This window comes from Streptomyces sp. NBC_01275 (assembly GCF_026340655.1).
Classification (GTDB): domain Bacteria; phylum Actinomycetota; class Actinomycetes; order Streptomycetales; family Streptomycetaceae; genus Streptomyces.
The window spans coordinates 2834852-2852790 of the sequence record NZ_JAPEOZ010000001.1 but is presented as its reverse complement, the minus strand read 5'-3'; the positions used below and the strand labels follow the sequence as shown (position 1 = coordinate 2852790).

Below are 17939 nucleotides of genomic sequence, written 5' to 3'. Positions count from 1 at the left end.
AGGAGAACACAGATGACCGCGCGAGTCCGGGACGGCCTGCGGCAAGAGGTACTCGACGCCAACCTGACCATCCCCCAGGTCGGACTGGCGACCCTGACCTGGGGCAACGTGAGCGGCGTCGACCGCGAGGCCGGGGTCTTCGTCATCAAGCCCTCCGGCGTCCCCTACGAGGACCTCACCCTCGACCACCTGGTGACCGTCCGCCTGTCCGACGGCAAGGTCGTCGACGGCCGTCTGCGCCCCTCCACGGACACCGAGACCCACCGCTGCCTCTACCTGGCGTTCCCCTCCGTCGGCGGCGTCACCCACACCCACTCCACCCACGCCGTCGCCTTCGCCCAGGCCCGCCGCGACATACCCGTCCTGGGCACCACCCACGCCGACACCTTCAACGGACCCGTCCCCTGCACCCCCGACCTCACCGCCGCCCAGTGCGCGACCGACTACGAGTACAACACCGGCCGCGTCATCGTCGACCTCCTGGAGAACGACGAGCGGCGGGCGGCCGAGGTCCCGGCCGCCCTCGTCGCCAACCACGGCCCGTTCACCTGGGGCCCCACCGCCCGCAAGTCCCTCGAACACGCCATCATCTGCGAAGCGGTCGCCGACATCGCGATCCACACCCTGGCCCTGTCCCCGACCGCCCCGCCACCCCCACACCTGCTGGCCCGCCACTACACCCGCAAACACGGCCCCGACGCCTACTACGGCAACCCGGAACCAGCCGTACACAAGTGAATGTTCGACATCCAACGACGCCCTGGCGGCGGCCGGCGAGAGGTCCGACGCCTCCCGCCGACACCGCCAAGGCGTTGGCCGAGGCCGTGCGCACCGGCAAGTCCGTGGAGATCGCCTCGTTACGCGCGGTCGGCCTGACTCTTTCCGGCGGAGGCTCGGCCCCGCTGGGGATTCACGCTCGAGGTGATCGACTCTCCGGAGCGCACCGAAAAGCAGCTCACCGAAAAGCAGTCCTTCGGTGTCTACGTGCAGTGGCCAGAGCTGACCGCACGGGGAGTGTAAATCTAACGGCGGATCCGACGATCATGGGAGAGACGTCAAGTGACTGACACCGCCGTGGAGTTGGAGACCGTGGAGCCTGTCGAGAGTGCCCAGTCGGGACTGCCTGCGCCCGTGTCCGACGAGCAGCTGGTCGCGATGCTGGTGGAGCGGGCCCGGTCGGAGGGGCTGCAGCTGACCGGGCAGGGCGGGCTGCTGCAGCAGCTGACCAAGCGGGTCTTGGAGTCTGCCCTGGAAGGTGAGATCACCGATCACCTCGGCTACGAGAAGCACGAAGCTGCTGGCCGGGGCAGCGGCAACTCCCGCAACGGAGGCCGGGCCAAGACCGTGCTGACCGACGTCGGGCCAGTCGAGGTCAAGGTGCCGCGTGACACCTCGGGCACGTTCGAGCCGCAGATCGTCAAGAAGCGGCAGCGACGCCTGACCGGCGTCGACGAGATGGTGTTGTCGCTGTCGGCGAAGGGGCTCACGCACGGCGAGATCTCGGCTCATCTGGCCGAGGTTTACGGCGCCGAGGTGTCCAAGCAGACCATCTCCACCATCACCGACAAGGTCATGGAAGGCATGGCCGAATGGCAGAACCGTCCCCTCGACCGCGTCTATCCGGTCCTGTTCGTGGACGCCGTCAACGTCAAGATCAGGGACGGGCAGGTCGCGAACCGCCCCATCTACGTGGTGATGGCGGTGACCGTGGACGGCACTCGCGACATCCTCGGCATCTGGGCCGGCGACGGCGGCGAGGGCGCGAAGTACTGGCTGCACGTGTTCACCGAGCTGAAGAACCGCGGCCTGGACGACGTGCTCATGCTGGTCTGCGACGGGCTCAAGGGCCTTCCCGAAGCCGTGGAGGCCATCTGGCCTCGCACGATTGTCCAGACGTGTGTGGTTCACCTGCTGCGGAATTCGTTCCGTTACGCCGCCCGGCAGGACTGGGACAAGGTCGCCAAGGCCCTCAAGCCCGTCTACACCGCACCCAGCGAGGATGCGGCGACGGAGCGGTTCCTCGAGTTCCAGGAGGCGTGGGGCCAGAAGTATCCGGCGATCGTGAAACTGTGGGAGAACGCCTGGGCCGAGTTCGTGCCCTTCCTCTCCTTCGATGTCGAGATACGCAAGGTCATCTGCAGCACGAACGCGATCGAGAGCGTCAACGCCCGCATCCGCAAGGCCGTCCGCGCCCGCGGACACTTCCCCAACGAGGCCGCCGCCCTCAAGTGCATCTACATGGCGCTGATGAGCCTGGACCCCACGGGCAAGGGCCGCAAGCGGTGGACCATGCGCTGGAAGGCACCCCTGAACGCGTTCCAGATCGCCTTCGAGGGCCGCCTCACGCCGAGCAACAACTGACCACTCAACAACCAAGATCAGCCGTTAAATTGACACACCCACCGCACGCGAAGCCCCGTCGGAACCGGCGGGGCTTGTGCATGGGACGGCGGCGGTGGGGGACGGCGACGGCGCTAGGGCGCGTATCGAGTCGCGATCAAGCGGTTCGCGTGAGGTCCTTGATCCAGATCATGGAGGCGCGGAGATGAAGGCCGGCGAGGTAGCTCTCGGGGGTCTTGTCGTAGCGGGTGGCGATACCCCGCCAGGCTTTCAGCTTGTTGATCAGGCGCTCGACGGTGTTCCTCTCCTTGTAGAGGTCGGCATCGTGATTCGGCGCTCGCCACGCACAGGCGGCCGGTCGATCGACGTGTAGGTGGGATCAGTTGTGCGTGGTGGCCGGTGGGCCGGCGATGGCGGTGAGCCGGAGCTTGGTCTCGTCCTCACTGCCGGGCACGGCGGTCATGATGACGATCTTGAGCTCGGAGTCGCCGTCGGCCAGGACGTCGCAGTCCACCGTGACCGGGCCCACCGACGGGTGGTCGATCGTCTTGTGGTCCTCGCGGTGCGCGGCCACCTCTCCGGTCGCCCATAGCTCGGCGAACCTCCTGTTGCCCGCGTTCAGATCGCGGATCAGCGCGGCCAAGCGGCTGTCCTGGGGGAAGCGGCCGGTGGCGCGGCGCAGGTCGGAGACGACGGCGGCGTCGGTGGTGTCGCGGTCCGCCTCGGTCACTGGCCACAGCGCGAGGTGGGCGGGGCCGGCGTCCACCGGGAACCTGTCGCGGGCGAAGTTGCGCAGCCGCGGTGGCGAGGCGGAGGGGTCGCCCAGCAGGGCGGCCCACCCGCGGTTCCACCACACCAGTTGCCAGTCCGCCGCGAACACGGCCACCGCCACGTCCCCGAGGCGGGCGAGCACCCGTTGCACGCCGGGCGGGAGATGGTCAGAGATCGTACCGTCCGCCGGTGGTGCGAGCTGGGCAAGCCGGTGCAGGTGGTCCCGCTCGGCGGTGGACAGCTGCAGGGCTCGCGCCAGGGACGCCACCACCGACGCTGAGGGTGTCGTGGCCCGCCCCTGTTCGAGGCGCACGATGTAGTCGACCGATACCCCGGCCAGGTCAGCCAGTTCTTCGCGTCGCAGCCCGGCCGCCCGGCGCCCGCGGGCCACCGGCAGCCCGGCGGCCGATGGGGGCAGCCGGTCCCGCCACGTGCGGATCATCGCGCCCAGTCCGGTTCCGGGTGTCGTCGACATGATCTCCATCCTCCTGCATCCCCGGTCGTGCGTGTGGGCGCAAGCGTGGTACTGGTCTTCCTACCGTCGAAGCGTCCCTGGTCCTCCTCCCTCGTCGGGATCAGAGTCGAACGCATGACGATCACCTTCATCACCGGAGCCAACAAGGGTCTCGGCCGCGAGACCGCCCGCCGCCTGATCGAGTGTGGCCACACCGTGCTCGTCGGAGCACGCAACCGCGAACAGGGCGAGGAGGCCGCCGCTGCGCTCGGTGCACGCTACGTCCCCATCGACGTGACTGACGACGCATCCGTGGCCGCCGCGGCCGCGGACGTCGCCGAACACGAGGGCGTGATCGACGTCCTGATCAACAACGCTGGTGTGCACGGTCCCGTCGGCGATCCCAGCGACCTCACCGCCGCCGAGGCCCGCACCGTCCTCGACGTCAACGTCATCGGCGTCATCCGCACCACCACCGCGTTCTTGCCGCTACTGCGCCGCTCGGACGACCCTGTGATCGTCAACGTCAGCAGCGGCATGGGCTCCCTCGCCCTCACCCACGACCACGGCCGGCCCGAGTCGCACGTCGTCGCGCCGCTGTACACCTCCTCGAAGGCGGCGCTGACGATGCTGACCACGCAGTACGCCAAGGGGCTCAAGGGCATCCGCGTCAACGCTGCCGACCCCGGCTACACCGCGACCGACCTCAACGGTCACAGCGGCCCCCAAACCGTCACCGAGGGCACGGACGCGATCGTCGCTCTCGCCACCGAGGAGCCCGGCGCCGGCAGCGGACGCTTCGTCTCCCGCCATGGCGAGATCGCCTGGTCCTGACACCGGCCGCGCCGGATCAGCCATTTCAGGCGACGAGGACATCGGGAAGTCGTTGCTGTATTCGGGGTGCTTGAGGGCGCAGCTCGCATCGTGATCGGTCTGCGGTTCGCCCTCCCGGCGGGGCCCGGACCGGTAGATCTTCTTGCATGACACGGGCGCAACTGACGGACGAGGAGTGGAAGTTCATCGGGCCGTACCTGCCTATCGGCAGGTACGGCCCGTATCCCGAGCGGCTTCGGCAGCAGTTCGAGGGCGTGATCTGGCGGTTCAAAACGGGCGGGCAATGGCGGGAGATGCCCGCGGAGTTCGGGGCCTGGCCCACTGTCCATAACCGCTTCCGGCAGTGGCGGGACGCCGGTGTCTTCGAGGCCCTGCTGGAGGGCCTGATCGCACAGGCCGCTGAGCGAGGCGAGGTGGACTTGTCCCTGGTCAGCGTGGACTCCACCACCGCCCGCGCCCACCACGACGCCGCCGGGATGCACCTTGATTACGACGTCCTCAACGCCCTGGAGAAGGCCGCCGCCGAGAAGGAGAAGGCACGACAAAAAGGGGCGTGTTGGAAGGACAAGCCGGGCAGGCCGCCGACAACGACCCCGCGCGGGAGGAGCGGCGCCGCATCCGGCGCCGACGCAGACTCCGGCTGAAGGTCGCCCTGCTCGGGCGCTCGCGCGGCGGGCAGATCAGCAAGATCCACCTTGCCGCCGACCGGAAGTGCCGCCCGCTCGCGCTCGTCCTGACCGCGGGGCAGGCCGCCGACAGCCCGCAGTTCATCCCCGTGCTGGCCAAGGTCCGGGTCCGCGGGCCGGTCGGCCGTCCCCGCACTCGGCCCGGCGCGGTCGCCGGAGACAAGGCGTACTCGTCCCGAGGAAACCGCGCCTACCTGCGCAAACGCCAGATCAAGGCGGTCATCCCGGAGAAGAAGGACCAGGCCGCGAACCGGAAGAAGAAAGGCAGCAGGGGCGGCCGACCCGTCGGGCACGATGCCGACCTCTACAAGGAGAGGAACACCGTCGAGCGCCTGATCAACAAGCTGAAAGCCTGGCGGGGTATCGCCACCTACGACAAGACCCCCGAGAGCTACCTCGCCGGCCTTCATCTCCGCGCCTCCATGATCTGGATCAAGGACCTCACGCGAACCGCTTGATCGCGACTCGATACGCGCCCTAGTTCAGGGTCGCGTAGACGATCAGGTTGTTCACCGGGTGGCCCTGGGCGTCGAAGTCGCCGTCGCAGGTGATCAGACGCAGGGCGCGGTCGCCGGTGGGGCCGTAGACCTTGGCGGTGGGGAACGCGGTCTTGCTGACGCTCTCCTTGCCCGTGACGGTGAAGTGCGCCGCTTCTCCCTGGTCGTCGGTGACGGTGATCTCCGCGCCCTTGACGATCTTCCTGAGGTCGTGGAAGACGGCCTTGCCGAGGTGGGTGTCGTTGTGGCCGATGATCACGGCGGCGCCCACGTCACCGGGCACGGCGCCGCCGGTGTACCAGCCTGCGGTCATGCCCTTCTCGGCCGGCGGGACCTCGACGGTGCCGTCGGCGTTGAGACCGAGTTCCATCAGGGAACTGGTGATCCCGATCGAGGGGATGGCGACTTCGGCCGGGGGCGCGGACTGCTCGGCCGCCGGAGCACCGGGCGAGGGGGCGCCGGCGGCGGCGGAGGAGCTCGGGGAGCTCACGGAGTTCGGTGAGTTCGGTGAGTTCGCGGAGGCGTGCGCGGCCGTGTCGGGGGCGGACGAACAGCCGGCGAGCACGGTGAGCACTATGAGGACCGCCGGCACGACGAGGCCGAGACGGGCGAGACGGGCCGGGCGGGGGAGGCGGGCAGGGGGCAAGGCGGACTCCAGAGCAGGGCGGGGCGAACGCACGAGCGGCACCGCCCCGCGAAGGGCGGCGCCACTGTGTGCCGGTGCTGGGTCGGACGGTGTGCCGGACGCCGGGTCAGGCGTTGTGTCGCCCGGCGGCGCGGCGGCGCAGCACGAAGGTGCCGGCGCCCGCGAGCAGCACGGCGCCGGCGGCCGAACCGGCCAGCGCGGCGGTGCTGTCGCCGGAGTCCGAGGCCGGGGCCTCGCCCGCGGCGACGCCGCCGCGCGGGAGATCCTTGCCGGCCTTGGCGGCCTCGGCCTTCTTGGCTTCCTGCGCCCGTGCTTCCTTGGCGTCCGCGATCTTCTTTTCGGCTGCGGTCAGGTCCTCGCCCGTCGAGGCCGACGGGGTCGGGTCGGCGGCGAAGGCCGCGCTGACCGGGGCGAGCAGCGCGCCGGCCGCGACGGCGGTCAGCACGGCGAGACGCAGGGTGTGATGGCGGGACATGTATGGCTCCAGTTCCAGCCCGGCCTTGGTGGTACCTGGGGGCCGAGCCGCACCAGGTTCCGGGCATGGCTCCACACTGGCGACCGCTTGTGAAGAAGCTGTCAGAACCTCATGGTGATCGCATCAGGGTCGATCGGGGATCTCTCCGGCTCCTTGGATCTCCTCGACCTCCTCGACCTCCTCGACCTCCTCGACCTCCTCGACCTCCTCGACCTCCTCGACCTCCTCGACCTCCTCGGTCTCCTTGGCTCCCGGCAGCCGCAGGCTGAAGACCGACCCCTGCCCCTCGGTGCTCACCACGCTCGCCGTGCCGCCATGGGCCTCGGCGAGCTTGAGGACGATGGCCAGGCCGAGGCCGCTGCCGCCGGTGCTCCGGTTGCGGGACTTCTCGGCCCGCCAGAAGCGGTCGAAGACGTGCGGGACGTCGTCGGCCGGGATGCCGCTGCCGGTGTCGGCCACCTCCATGACCACCTCGTTCCCGGCACCGGGAGCGGTACCGGTATCGGTATCGGCACCTGATTCCGTGACGTACGAGCGCAGGGTCACGCTGCCGCCGGGCGGTGTGTGGCGTACGGCGTTGGAGAGCAGGTTGCTCACGGCCTGACGCAGCCGTACGGGGTCGGCGTCGAGGAGAGGCCGGGGAGGGGCGCCGGGCGGTGTCGCGGCGACCGTCAGGGTGACGCCGGCGGTCTCGGCCAGCCCCTGGTGCGCCGCGGCGACCTGGCCGAGCAGCTCGTCGACGCGTACCGGCTCCAGGTGCAGACGCAGCGCGCCCACGTCGGCGGCCCCCAGGTCCTGCAGATCGTTGACGATGTGCTGAAGCTGCACCGCCTCCTCGTGCAGCGAGGCGACGAACGCCGGGTCCGGCTCGGCCAGTCCGTCCTGGGCCGCCTCCAGCCAGCCGCGGATGTTGCTCAGCGGGGTGCGCAGTTCGTGGGCGACGTCGCTGACCATCACCTTGCGCTGCTCCTCCAGCCGGGCCCGGTGCGCGGCCATGTCGTTGAAGGCCGCCGCCAGCCGTCCGATCTCGTTGTCCGGGCCGACCGGCACGGGCGCCGAGTCCAGGCCGTCCCGCATCCGCTGGGCGGCGCCGGTGAGCGCGTGCAACGGGCGTACGAGCCGGGCTCCGGCGAGCATCGACGCGCCGACGGTGAGGGCGAGGACGAGGGCCGTGACCCCGGCGATGCGTGCGGTGTTGGCCGGTGAGAGGTCGAAGCCGGGCACGCTGCCGGCGTCCGGGCTGTCGATGAACAGCAGCGCGGGCGCGGCGACGTAGGACGTGAGCTGCTCACGGCGGGCGCTGCCGACACAGGCGGCTATGGCCCGGTCGTACTTGCTGCTGCGCGCCGCGGCCGGTGCTTCGTCGGCCGCCCCGGCCTTGCGGGCGGCATCGGCCTTCAGCTTCTCGGCGAGTCTGGCTCGATCGCTGTCCGCCATGCCGTCAGTGCCGTCCGAGTAGTCGCCCGAGTAGTCGCCCGCGTGCCCCCGGTCCCAGGACAGATCCAGGTTCAGTTTCACGCCCGTGCGGCCCTGTCGCTTCAGGCAGGCGTCGGCGAGCTGGTTGAGCGCGGTGAGGGCTTTCTGCTCGGTCGGGGTGGGGCTGGCGGGGAAGGCCGCCAGACACTTCCCTTCCAGGGAACGGTCGGTCTCGTCGCTCACGAACTGGACGCGGGGCCGCCCGCTCGGGCTCTCGACGACGTCCGCGGCGATGCCCACCCTGCTCAGACACGCCACGCTCCCGGAGGTGGCCTTCCGCAGAGCCGTACGCTCCTTCGCGGGCAGCAGGAACGGCCCCACCGCGCGTGGATCGACACGGTCCGCGCCCGCGGCGGCGGCATCGGGCACCAGCACGGTGTCGACGGACAGCGGGTCGACGACCGCCGAGGCCTGCGGCGGCAGAGCGGCGCCGGCGGTGTCGGCGGTGCCGGCGGAGTCGAAGAGCGGCTGACGGTCCTGGGCGGTCAGCGCGATCCGGCGCTGGGACTCCCGGGCCAGCTTGCGTACGGTGGCGTCGACGCCCTCCCAGCCGGGATGGGTGGCCGCGTAACCCAGCAGGGTGTTGTAGATCTTGGCGTCGGCGCTGAGGTTCTGCCCCTGCTCCTGGCGGATCGCGCCGGAGGTCGTCTGCACGGCGAGCCAGGCGGTGGCGGCGACCGAGCACGAGGCCACCAGTGCCGACACGGTCAGCAGCCGGCCGAGCAGACTCCGGCGGAGCGGCAGCCGAGCCCGCCCGTCACGACGAGGCACGGTGCACGCCCCTCTTCTCCGTCTTCCCCTTCGCCTTCGCGGGATCCGTCAGCTTGTAGCCGACGCCGAAGACGGTGAGCAGCCGGGTCGGGCGTCGGGGGGCGGGCTCGATCTTCTTGCGCAGGTTACTGACGTGTACGTCGACGGTGCGGTCGCTGACGTACTTGTCGAAGCCGTGCAGCTCCTCCAGGAGCCGCTGCCGGGTGAAGACCCGGTCGGGCGCCGCCGCCATCGCGGCGAGGATACGGAACTCACCGGGCGTGCACACGACGGGCGTTCCCCCGACCGACACCTCGTGCCGTACCGGATCGACGGTGAGCGCACCCACCGACAGCGTCTCGTCCGAGACGGCGGCGGCCGTGGCATCAGTGCCTCCGGGAGCACCGGAGGCACCGGGAGCGGCTGAACCCCGGCTGCGACGCAGCAGCGTACGCACCCGCGCCACCAGCTCCCGAGGGCTGAACGGCTTGGTCATGTAGTCGTCCGCGCCGAGATCGAGGCCGAGCAGCAGATCGTCCTCGGTACTGCGGGCCGTCAGCATCAGCACCGGCAGCCCCCGGGACTCGGCGCGCAGGATCCGCACCACGTCGAGGCCGTCGGCCCGAGGCATCATCACGTCGAGAACGAGCAGATCGGGCTCCCGATGCCGCACCTCCTCCAGAGCCGTACGGCCGTCCCCGACGACCACGACCGTATGCCCCTCGTGCTCCAGATAACGGCGCACCAGCTCGGCCTGCTTCGCGTCGTCTTCGGCGACCATGATGTTTGCGCACACGCCGGTGATCGTAGCGAGCGCGGAGCCCGGGACGACGGTAAGTCGCTTTTCCCGGAAGGGAGTTACCGACTCCTAAAGCCCTGTCAGACCTGCTCCAGGGCCCGATGGGGCCCGCTGGGAAGCTCCGCCTCGATCGTGTCGCCGGGGCGCACCGTGCCGCCTTCCCTCACGATGCTCATGACTCCGGCCTTGCGCACGATGTTCCCGGCCTCGTCCCGGCCGACGACCTCCTTCAGGAGCCCGGCCTGGAAGTCGTCGATCTGCCGGCACGGATTCCGCAGTCCGGTCACCTCCACGACCGCCTCGTCACCGATCCGCAGCAGGGTGCCGACGGGCAGACCGAGCAGGTCGATCCCACGGGTGGTGATGTTCTCGCCCAGATCGCCGGCCGTCACCGCGAACCCCTCCTCGCCGACCTCGGCGAAGAGCTCCTCATGGATGAGATGAACCTGCCGCAGATTCGGCTGGGTCGCATCCCGCGCAACCCGCGAACGATGCTTGACCGTCACACCGGCGTGCACATCCCCCTCCACCCCGAGCCCGACGAGCAACGTGACGCTGTCCCGGTTCGGCTTGGTGAACGAGTACACGCCGTTACTGCTGACCGCCGTCACAATCCCGCTCATACTTCGGAACCCCCTTCGCAGCGACAATGATCAGCTCCGACCCTAACTCCCGGAGTCCGGGACGCGGCAGCCGCTTCTGCCTCAAAGAAAATTGCGCTCGGTGGCGCCGTGCGCTTCCGGCGGAGGGCAGTCGGGGTGGGGACCGGACAGCGCGGCGGAGTCGCAGACGTCGAGGATGACCAGACGGGGCGGGAAGCGCGTACGGGCGATCTGCACGCACAACTCCGCATAGTCGATGCACAGACCGCACAGACCGCCGCCGTCCTGGGGCAGGTGAACGCCGCCGATCGCGGACCAGTTCACACCGTCCTGTCTGTGACGGAACGCAGCCCTGAGCGCGCAGTCCAAAGCATCCTGCATCGCCAGGTATCCGCGGGCGGAGCGGATGCATGCGCCGAGGTTGGCGAGATGGGCGATGTCGTCGACCGTCAGTTCGTGGGCGTGGGGGACCCTATTGGGGAGAGGCTCATCCGGCATCAGAAGCAGGTTCTCCGGCGGGCGTGCCCTCGGAGGGCGGGGCGAGGGCGTCGGCGAGATCATGCAACGCGGCGGCGTGGCCCGGGCGGTGGCGTGCGAGGGCACGAAGGCGATTCGCGCCGGCGCCACGCTGGATTTCGGAGCCTTGCTCGGCGGCCTGGGCGATGAGTTCGGCGGGAGCCGGAGTGGAGGACTGGTTCTCGTCGGCCGACTGGGAGAACAACTGGTGTACGGCGAACAGGTAGGGCGTGACGAACGGCGTGTGGGTGAGGACGGGAGCGGCGAGCAGGAGCGGGTACACAGCCTCCGGCTGGCCTTGCTCGACAAAGCCCATCGCTGTGTCGACCGCCGTTGTGGGGTCGGTCACCGCGTCGTAGACGTCCGGGATCTCAAGCCGTTCGGTGAGTTCGAGGATGCCTAGGTGCTGGGACGACGCCACGTCCTCGGGGTTCGAGGTGAGCAACGCCCGGATGAGTGGATCGCTGGTGAGACCCGGGTGGTCGCGCAGGAACTGAAGGTCTTCGGGCCACGTGGGAGTGGCAAGCCACCGGCTCACCAGGTCGTAGGCGGTGTGCACTCTGCGGCGCTCGTCCAGGACTTGCTCAAGTCCGCGCTCTGAGGCCTCCTGCACGAGATCTGAGAGCCGGCTGAGCGCCGTCGTTTCGGGATACAAGGCCCGTACGACGTCCAGGGCGGCCTGTTCCTCTGGAGTGGCGAGAAGGGCGTACGTCTGCTGTAGGAAACTCTCCTGGTCGGGCCAGGATTGAGCGGACAACCAGCGGTTGAAGCGTTCGACGGACTGGTCTGGAAGTATCCCGACCGCCCAGGCGGGCAGGCCCGCTGCCGCTTGTTCCATGGCAGCGCTGGTTGTGGGGCTCTGGCGCACCATGTCGATGAATGCCCGAACCGCGCGGCGGGAGCGTCCGGCCCATGTGGGATCTGTCGTCCCGTCCGCGAATTGGGCGGCGGACATGAGATCTGCGACCGCTCCGGCGAGGTCGTCGTGCGTGAAGCGCCAGCGTGCGCGGGAGATGAGCAGTTCGGCTTGGGGACCGGGGGCGAATCCGGAGATCACCTCGTCAGATGTCAGAAGGCCACTTTGCTGCCCCCTGGAACTGCTCTGCCGGTTGGAGAGGTTGTTGAGGGACATGGCGAGGTCGGGGAGGTGGGCGGGGCCGTTGGGTCCTTGGGCGAGGGCGCGGTGAACGGTGACGGCTTCGGTGATGGAGGCGAGTGCCGCCTGCTGGTCCCCGGTGTCGTCCTGTCGGTTGGAGAGGTTGTTGAGGGAGTTGGCGAGGTCGGGGAGGTAGGCGGGGCCGTTGGGTCCCTGGGTGAGGGTGCGGCGAATGCTGACGGCTTCGGTGGCGGAGGCGAGTGCCGCCTGCTGGTCCCCGGTGCTGCTCTGTCGGTTGGAGAGGTTGTTGAGGGACATGGCGAGGTTGGGGAGGTGGGCGGGGCCGTTGGGTCCTTGGGTGAGGGTGCGGTAGTGGGCGACGGCCTCGGTGATGGAGGCGAGCGCGTTCTGCCAATCATCTGTGTCGTTTTGGCAGTTGGAGAGGTTGTTGAGGGAGCCGGCGAGGTTGGGGAGGTAGGCGGGGCCGTTGGGTCCTTGGGTGAGGGCGCGGTAGTGGGCGACGGCCTCGGTGATGGAGGCGAGCGCGTTCTGCCAATCGCCGGTGTTTCCCTGGCAGTTGGAGAGGTTGTTGAGGGACATGGCGAGGTCGGGGAGGTGGGCGGGGCCGTTGGGTCCTTGGGTGAGGGTGCGGTAGTGGGCGACGGCCTCGGTGATGGAGGCGAGCGCGTTCTGCCAATCATCTGTGTCGTTTTGGCAGTTGGAGAGGTTGTTGAGGGAGCTGGCGAGGTCGGGGAGGTAGGCGGGGCCGTTGGGTCCTTGGGTGAGGGCGCGGCGAATGCTGACGGCTTCGGTGGCGGAGGCGAGTGCCGCCTGCTGGTCCCCGGTGTTTGACTGGCAGTTGGAGAGGTTGTTGAGGGACATGGCGAGGTCGGGGAGGTAGGCGGGGCCGTTGGGTCCCTGGGTGAGGGTGCGGTAGTGGGCGACGGCCTCGGTGATGGAGGCGAGTGCCGCCTGCTGGTCTCCAGTATCGCCCTGCTGGTTGGAGAGGTTGTTCAGGGAGCTGGCGAGGTTGGGGAGGTAGGCGGGGCCGTTGGGTCCTTGGGCGAGGGTGCGGTAGTGGGCGACGGCCTCGGTGATGGAGGCGAGCGCGTTCTGCCAATCGCCGGTGCTGCTCTGCCGGTTGGAGAGGTTGTTGAGGGACATGGCGAGGTCGGGGAGGTAGGCGGGGCCGTTGGGTCCCTGGGTGAGGGTGCGGTAGTGGGCGACGGCCTCGATGGCGGACGCGAGTGCCGCCTGCTGGTCCCCGGTGTCGTCCTGCCGGTTGGAGAGGTTGTTGAGGGAGCCGGCGAGGTCGGGGAGGTAGGCGGGGCCGTTGGGTCCCTGGGCGAGGGTGCGGTAGCGGGCGACGGCCTCGGTGATGGAGGCGAGCGCGTTCTGCCAATCGCCGGTGCTCGCCTGGCAGTTGGAGAGGTTGTTGAGGGAGTTGGCGAGGTCGGGGAGGTAGGCGGGGCCGTTGGGTCCTTGGGTGAGGGTGCGGCGAATGCTGACGGCTTCGGTGGCGGAGGCGAGTGCGGCCTGTTGGTCCCCGGTCTCGCTCTGGCATCCGCAGAGGTTGTTGAGGGAGCCGGCGAGGTTGGGGAGGTGGGCGGGGCCGTTGGGTCCTTGGGTGAGGGTGCGGCGAATGCTGACGGCTTCGGTGGCGGAGGCGAGTGCGGCCTGTTGGTCCCCGGTCTCGCTCTGGCAGTTGGAGAGGTTGTTGAGGGACATGGCGAGGTCGGAGAGGTGGGCGGGGCCGTTGGGTCCCTGGGCGAGGGTGCGGTAGTGGGCGACGGCCTCGGTGATGGAGGCGAGCGCGTTCTGCCAATCGCCGGTGTTTGACTGGCAGTTGGAGAGGTTGTTGAGGGAGTTGGCGAGGTCGGGGAGGTAGGCGGGGCCGTTGGGTCCTTGGGTGAGGGTGCGGCGAATGCTGACGGCTTCGGTGGCGGAGGCGAGTGCGGCCTGTTGGTCCCCGGTCTCGCTCTGGCATCCGCAGAGGTTGTTGAGGGAGCCGGCGAGGTTGGGGAGGTGGGCGGGTCCGTTGGGTCCTTGGGTGAGGGTGCGGTAGTGGGCGACGGCCTCGGTGGCGAAGGCGAGTGCGGCCTGCTGGTCCCCGGTGTTGCTCAGGCAGTTGGAGAGGTTGTTGAGGGTAGTTGCGAGGTTGGGGAGGTGGGCGGGTCCGTTGGGTCCGTGGGCGAGGGCGCGGTAGTGGGTGACGGCTTCGGTGATTGATTCGAGTGCGGCCAGTTGGTCCCCGGTGTCGCTCTGCCGGATGGACAGGTTGTTGTACCAGCCGGCGAGTGTCGCCCGCGCTTCCTCATCGGATTCCGCAGTCTCGTCCGGCCGGGAACGCTCGGTCGCGATCAAGGCCAGGCCCCGCAGATTGCTGTGCCCCATCGGCAAGGTGACGGCAAGTGCGGCAAACGGCAGCGACGTGCTCTCGTCGGCGGCGAACCGCTCGAGCGCACCGACGAACGGACCTCCCTGGGCAGCCGCCACCGAGAGCGCCGCCGACCACAGTTCGGGCACTGCTTCGAGAGCCCTGCGGGCCATGGCGGCCGCCTCTGTGGGGCCGGTCACCGTGGAGAGCCGTGACACGCCCACGCAGGCGTTCAGTTGCTCGTCGGGATCTGCGGTTTCAAGGCACCTGCTCAGTAGGGGATGGTCCGTGTGAAACACGGTGGAAGCGAGGTGGCTCCCGATCGGGTCGGGCCGGACGGCGACGGTTCCGTCTTCGGGAGTCGTGGGCAGCAGATCCTCTAGCAGGGCGGTGACTTCGTCACGCCGCCTCGCGTCAGCGGCGAGTTCGGCAACGGCGTTGAGGACGGCGTTGAGGCGGTTCTCGCGTGGGGAGAGCAGGCTGACGCATGCACCGGCTTCGCGGAGCATCTGCAGGGTCCGCTTGGACGGTGGACCGATGTGTGATTTGTACGTGCGCACCCAGTACTTGAGTTCGTGTTTCAGGATCTCCTCGTAGAGGGCCGACTCGGAGGCGGGCGCGGTGCTGTCGCCGTTCTCCTCGTGTGCCCGGGCGGCGAGCCAGGCGAGCATGACCAGGTCGAGGGTGGTCCAGCGCCCGGAGTTCGGATCGGGCGGTGGGCTGCTGCTCATGGCCGTGGCGTCCGCAGTGCCGAAGGAGCGCAGCGCGTAGCGGTAGACGCCTGCCTGGCGATGGTGGCGGGGCGGCAGCGGCACCGGCCGGACGAGGGGCTTGAGACCGCCGTCGTCCTTGATCGCGTTGGCGACGTCCTCCCACCAGCCGCTGATGGAGCGGGCGGTCAGGAGCAGACAGGTGGGCGCCTCGCGGTCGTGCAGGGTGCGCAGCAGGTTGATGATGTCGGCTGACTTGTGGTCGTCGGCGTAGTCCACGACGACGAGCAGCGGGGAGGCGACCCGTCCCAGCCAGGCGCAGTCGTGCAGGTCCGGTTCACGTACCAGGAAGCCTGTGAACCAGGCTGTGCCGCTGAGGCGGCGGGCGAGTTCGGCGGCCAGACGGGTCTTTCCGGCGCCGCCGACTCCGTGCAGCAGCGCGATGCGGGTGCGGGGTCCTTGCGGGTCGGGGGCCTGGAACAGGTCCTGGAGGAAGTCGAGTTCGTCGCGGGGGTGGAAGCGGATGGTCTCGTGGCGCGCCCACAGCAGCTTCAGCGGCCCGCTGTCGGCGCTGTCGGCGCTGTCGTCGACGGGCAGGTAGGGCGGCGTGAGCACCTTGGTGCGGGGCTGGTCCGGCAGCGGAAGCGGTTCGCACTGCTCGTAGCCCAGGCCCACGTCGAGCGTGACGGCCAGGCGGTCCTCGGCGGCGGCCTGCCGCACCAGTTCGGCGCCGTACGCGACAGCCTCGGCCCAGGACTGCGGTCGGCGCCGCCGGGGGTCCGCGGCGTCGGATCGTGAGGCGGCACCGGTCACGTCGACGGCGAGGAACGCTCCGGGGGCGTCCTCGGCGTCGGCGAGCTGGTCGAGGAAGTCCGGGGGCAGGGTCTGCCAGCCGGCGTCGGTCTCGCGGGCGGGGTAGTCGCGGTGGGCGCGATTCGACCAGTTGCCGTCCAGCCATACGGAGACCAGGGCGTGGGCGGGACCGCCGCCGCTGCCGCCGGTGACCAGGAGCAGGGGGTGCAGTCCGGCGTCGAGGCACGCTCCGGCGAAGGTGACGGCGAGGTCGAGGCATGTGCCGTGGCGGGGCGAGGTCAGCACCTCGTACGGCGGCCGGACGGTCTGCCGCCCGGGGTCGCTGCTGGTCGGCTCGTCCGCGTAGACGATGTCCCGGTCGGCGAACGCCTCGTACAAGGCCTGAGCGCGGTCGATCGGCGGGGTGTCGCCGGGCGCCGGAAGTGCGGTGCCGAGAAGGTCGGCCGGTGTCCCGGGGGTGCTCTCGCCGTGGCGTTTGCGCTGGACGTACTCGATCAGGGCTTTCGGGTCGTTGCTCGGCCAGCGTCGCCACGCTGTGTTCACCCGCTCACCTGCCCGTCGCTCGGGACCTTGAGGTCGTCGACGTCCCCGCTGTCCCCACCGTCCCCGTTGTTCTCGATGTCTTCGACACGGACCACGCCCAGGACTTCCTGGGCGTGGAGTCGGCTGACGGTCGGCACCTGGGCGGCGGCCACTTCCACGGCGTACGTGCCAGGAGGCAGGGGTGGAAGGTCGGCCCGCCATCGGCCCTCGTCCACCCTCGGGCAGGGCTGCCACGGCGCGCCGCCGCCCTGTCCTCCGGCGAGGGGACGGGCCCGGATCTGTACGCGCGTACGCTCATCAGCGCCTACGCCGCACAGGGTCACGCTGACGGCGACCGGCCGGCCGGCCGGAACCGTCTCGTCCAGGTCGAGCCCGAGCCATGGCCGTTCGGGCTGGTCGCCGCGTACGGCGGCGAGTGAGTCGCCCGCGTATTCGGCCAGGACGTCGATCGCCACGGACGCGGATCCCAGGGCCATGTGCCGTTCCGTCACCGCCCTGCGGGCACGTACGTCTTCCTGCTCGATCGGGATCGCCGAGATGGCGGGGACCGTGCCGTCGCCGTGCCAGTCCATGTTCGGCAGCCAGGAGGCCGCGTGTTTCGTCACCGTGATGCCGGCCGACGACAGCGTCGCCTGCTGCAGCGTGCCGTGTCCGCGGCCGAACACGGCCGTCACCTCGGGGCAGTCCCTCCCCCCGTACAGCTCGTTCCAGGCCGACTCGATGTCCTCGTGGACGCTCCGCGCTTCCTTCGCCATCGCCGCGAACTGCGAAGTGACGGCCCCCGCGGCTCCCACCGCGAGTTCGTGCGGGGCCAGCGCCCCCGCACCGCTTTCGCCTCCTACCGCGGCATAGCGCGGGAGGAGTTCGTACGCCGACGGCCACTGCCGCAGCACATCGGTGAGCTTGGCCAGCCGTTTCGGGCCCACCGCCAGCCCGTTCACCAGGACGTCGAGGGCCTTCGGCGCGCCGCGATGCGGGGTGCCGAGCGTGATCAGGGCCGCGCAGTCGGCCGCGCCGCCGAGAGGGCCCAGCCAGTAGCGGGCCACCAGACCGCCCATGGAGTGCGCCACCACGATCACGCGCCTGTGCCGGGCCCCGGTGTGCTCGCCGCCCAGCCGAGCGCTGATCGCGTCATGGAGTCTGCGGGCGGCATGCTGCACGCTGTGCCGGAAGTCGTACGGGAAGAGCAGCACGTCCGCGCGCGTGTCCGGCGTGCCCCCGGACCGTGCGACATCGACCCGTACGTCGTCGAACCGGCTGCGGAGCTTGCGCACCAGGCCGTCGTACCCGGGCACGACCACGGGTCCGACGAGCGTGATGTCCGGCATCAACCCGACCGGAACCAGATTCGGATGAGCATCCAGGCCGAGTCGGTGCGGGCGCGTCGCCGCGGCGGCGAACCGCCTTCGGCGCTCGTCCCAGCGGGCGGCCCCCTCGGTTGTCCGCAGGACGCTCCCGCCGATTCCCGGCACGACGACGATGAGATGCCTGAGCTGAGCCACTGCTGTCCCCCGTACGGAATCGCCGCTCGGGCAGCACCGAGCTGACGGTTGA

General features: G+C 69.9%; 12 protein-coding genes and 2 pseudogenes. 4 read left to right on the top strand and 10 right to left on the bottom strand.

All coding sequences use genetic code 11. The annotated features are described in order from the left end of the window. Positions 1-12: 12 nt before the first annotated feature. Positions 13-738: an L-ribulose-5-phosphate 4-epimerase AraD gene (araD, locus tag OG562_RS12310; RefSeq protein WP_266396588.1), complete on the top strand. Its 726-nt coding sequence runs from the start codon at positions 13-15 to the stop codon at positions 736-738. A gap of 417 nt (positions 739-1155) precedes the next feature. After that, the gene (locus OG562_RS12305; protein ID WP_266409232.1) at positions 1156-2361 is read left to right on the top strand and encodes an IS256 family transposase; all 1206 of its coding nucleotides are present in this window, start codon (positions 1156-1158) and stop codon (positions 2359-2361) included. Between the two features lie 136 nt (positions 2362-2497). Here the strand turns inward: OG562_RS12305 and OG562_RS12300 are convergent. Together OG562_RS12300 and OG562_RS12295 are read right to left on the bottom strand one after the other, a co-directional pair. Beyond that, positions 2498-2671, bottom strand: a pseudogene (locus OG562_RS12300) (IS5/IS1182 family transposase); the annotation flags it as partial. Between the two features lie 48 nt (positions 2672-2719). Continuing rightward, complete coding sequence (locus tag OG562_RS12295; protein ID WP_266396586.1) at positions 2720-3595, bottom strand: helix-turn-helix transcriptional regulator; 876 nt, start codon at positions 3593-3595, stop codon at positions 2720-2722. Positions 3596-3700: 105 nt separating this feature from the next. On the opposite strand from OG562_RS12295, the gene OG562_RS12290 reads away from it, so the two are divergent. Both OG562_RS12290 and OG562_RS12285 read left to right on the top strand, forming a co-directional pair. Then, the gene (locus OG562_RS12290; protein WP_266396584.1) at positions 3701-4399 is read left to right on the top strand and encodes an SDR family NAD(P)-dependent oxidoreductase; all 699 of its coding nucleotides are present in this window, start codon (positions 3701-3703) and stop codon (positions 4397-4399) included. 146 nt (positions 4400-4545) lie between these two features. Then, positions 4546-5543 (top strand): annotated as a pseudogene (locus OG562_RS12285) (IS5 family transposase). A 19-nt stretch (positions 5544-5562) separates the two neighbouring features. Here the strand turns inward: OG562_RS12285 and OG562_RS12280 are convergent. The 8 genes from OG562_RS12280 to OG562_RS12245 all read right to left on the bottom strand — a co-directional run bounded on the left by OG562_RS12280 (position 5563) and on the right by OG562_RS12245 (position 17887). Beyond that, complete coding sequence (locus OG562_RS12280; RefSeq protein ID WP_266396583.1) at positions 5563-6228, bottom strand: class F sortase; 666 nt, start codon at positions 6226-6228, stop codon at positions 5563-5565. A 106-nt stretch (positions 6229-6334) separates the two neighbouring features. Further along, positions 6335-6703, bottom strand: coding sequence for a hypothetical protein (locus OG562_RS12275; protein ID WP_266396580.1), 369 nt, complete (start codon positions 6701-6703; stop codon positions 6335-6337). Positions 6704-6826: 123 nt separating this feature from the next. Continuing rightward, on the bottom strand, positions 6827-8950 hold the full coding sequence (locus OG562_RS12270; RefSeq protein WP_266396577.1) for a cell wall metabolism sensor histidine kinase WalK: 2124 nt from the start codon (positions 8948-8950) through the stop codon (positions 6827-6829). Next, on the bottom strand, positions 8937-9725 hold the full coding sequence (locus tag OG562_RS12265; RefSeq protein ID WP_266396574.1) for a response regulator transcription factor: 789 nt from the start codon (positions 9723-9725) through the stop codon (positions 8937-8939). The genes OG562_RS12270 and OG562_RS12265 overlap by 14 nt, the downstream gene beginning before the upstream one ends. A gap of 83 nt (positions 9726-9808) precedes the next feature. Next, positions 9809-10351, bottom strand: a complete 543-nt coding sequence (locus OG562_RS12260; RefSeq protein ID WP_266396571.1) for an MOSC domain-containing protein — start codon at positions 10349-10351, stop codon at positions 9809-9811. An 81-nt stretch (positions 10352-10432) separates the two neighbouring features. After that, positions 10433-10828, bottom strand: coding sequence for a hypothetical protein (locus tag OG562_RS12255; RefSeq protein WP_266396570.1), 396 nt, complete (start codon positions 10826-10828; stop codon positions 10433-10435). Continuing rightward, positions 10818-16385 carry a tetratricopeptide repeat protein gene (locus OG562_RS12250; protein ID WP_266396567.1) on the bottom strand — a complete coding sequence of 1856 codons (5568 nt, stop codon included), beginning with the start codon at positions 16383-16385 and terminating at the stop codon, positions 10818-10820. The genes OG562_RS12255 and OG562_RS12250 overlap by 11 nt, the downstream gene beginning before the upstream one ends. Next, on the bottom strand, positions 16382-17887 hold the full coding sequence (locus tag OG562_RS12245) for a triacylglycerol lipase (RefSeq protein ID WP_266396564.1): 1506 nt from the start codon (positions 17885-17887) through the stop codon (positions 16382-16384). Before OG562_RS12245 ends, OG562_RS12250 begins: the two co-directional genes overlap by 4 nt. Positions 17888-17939: the final 52 nt, after the last annotated feature.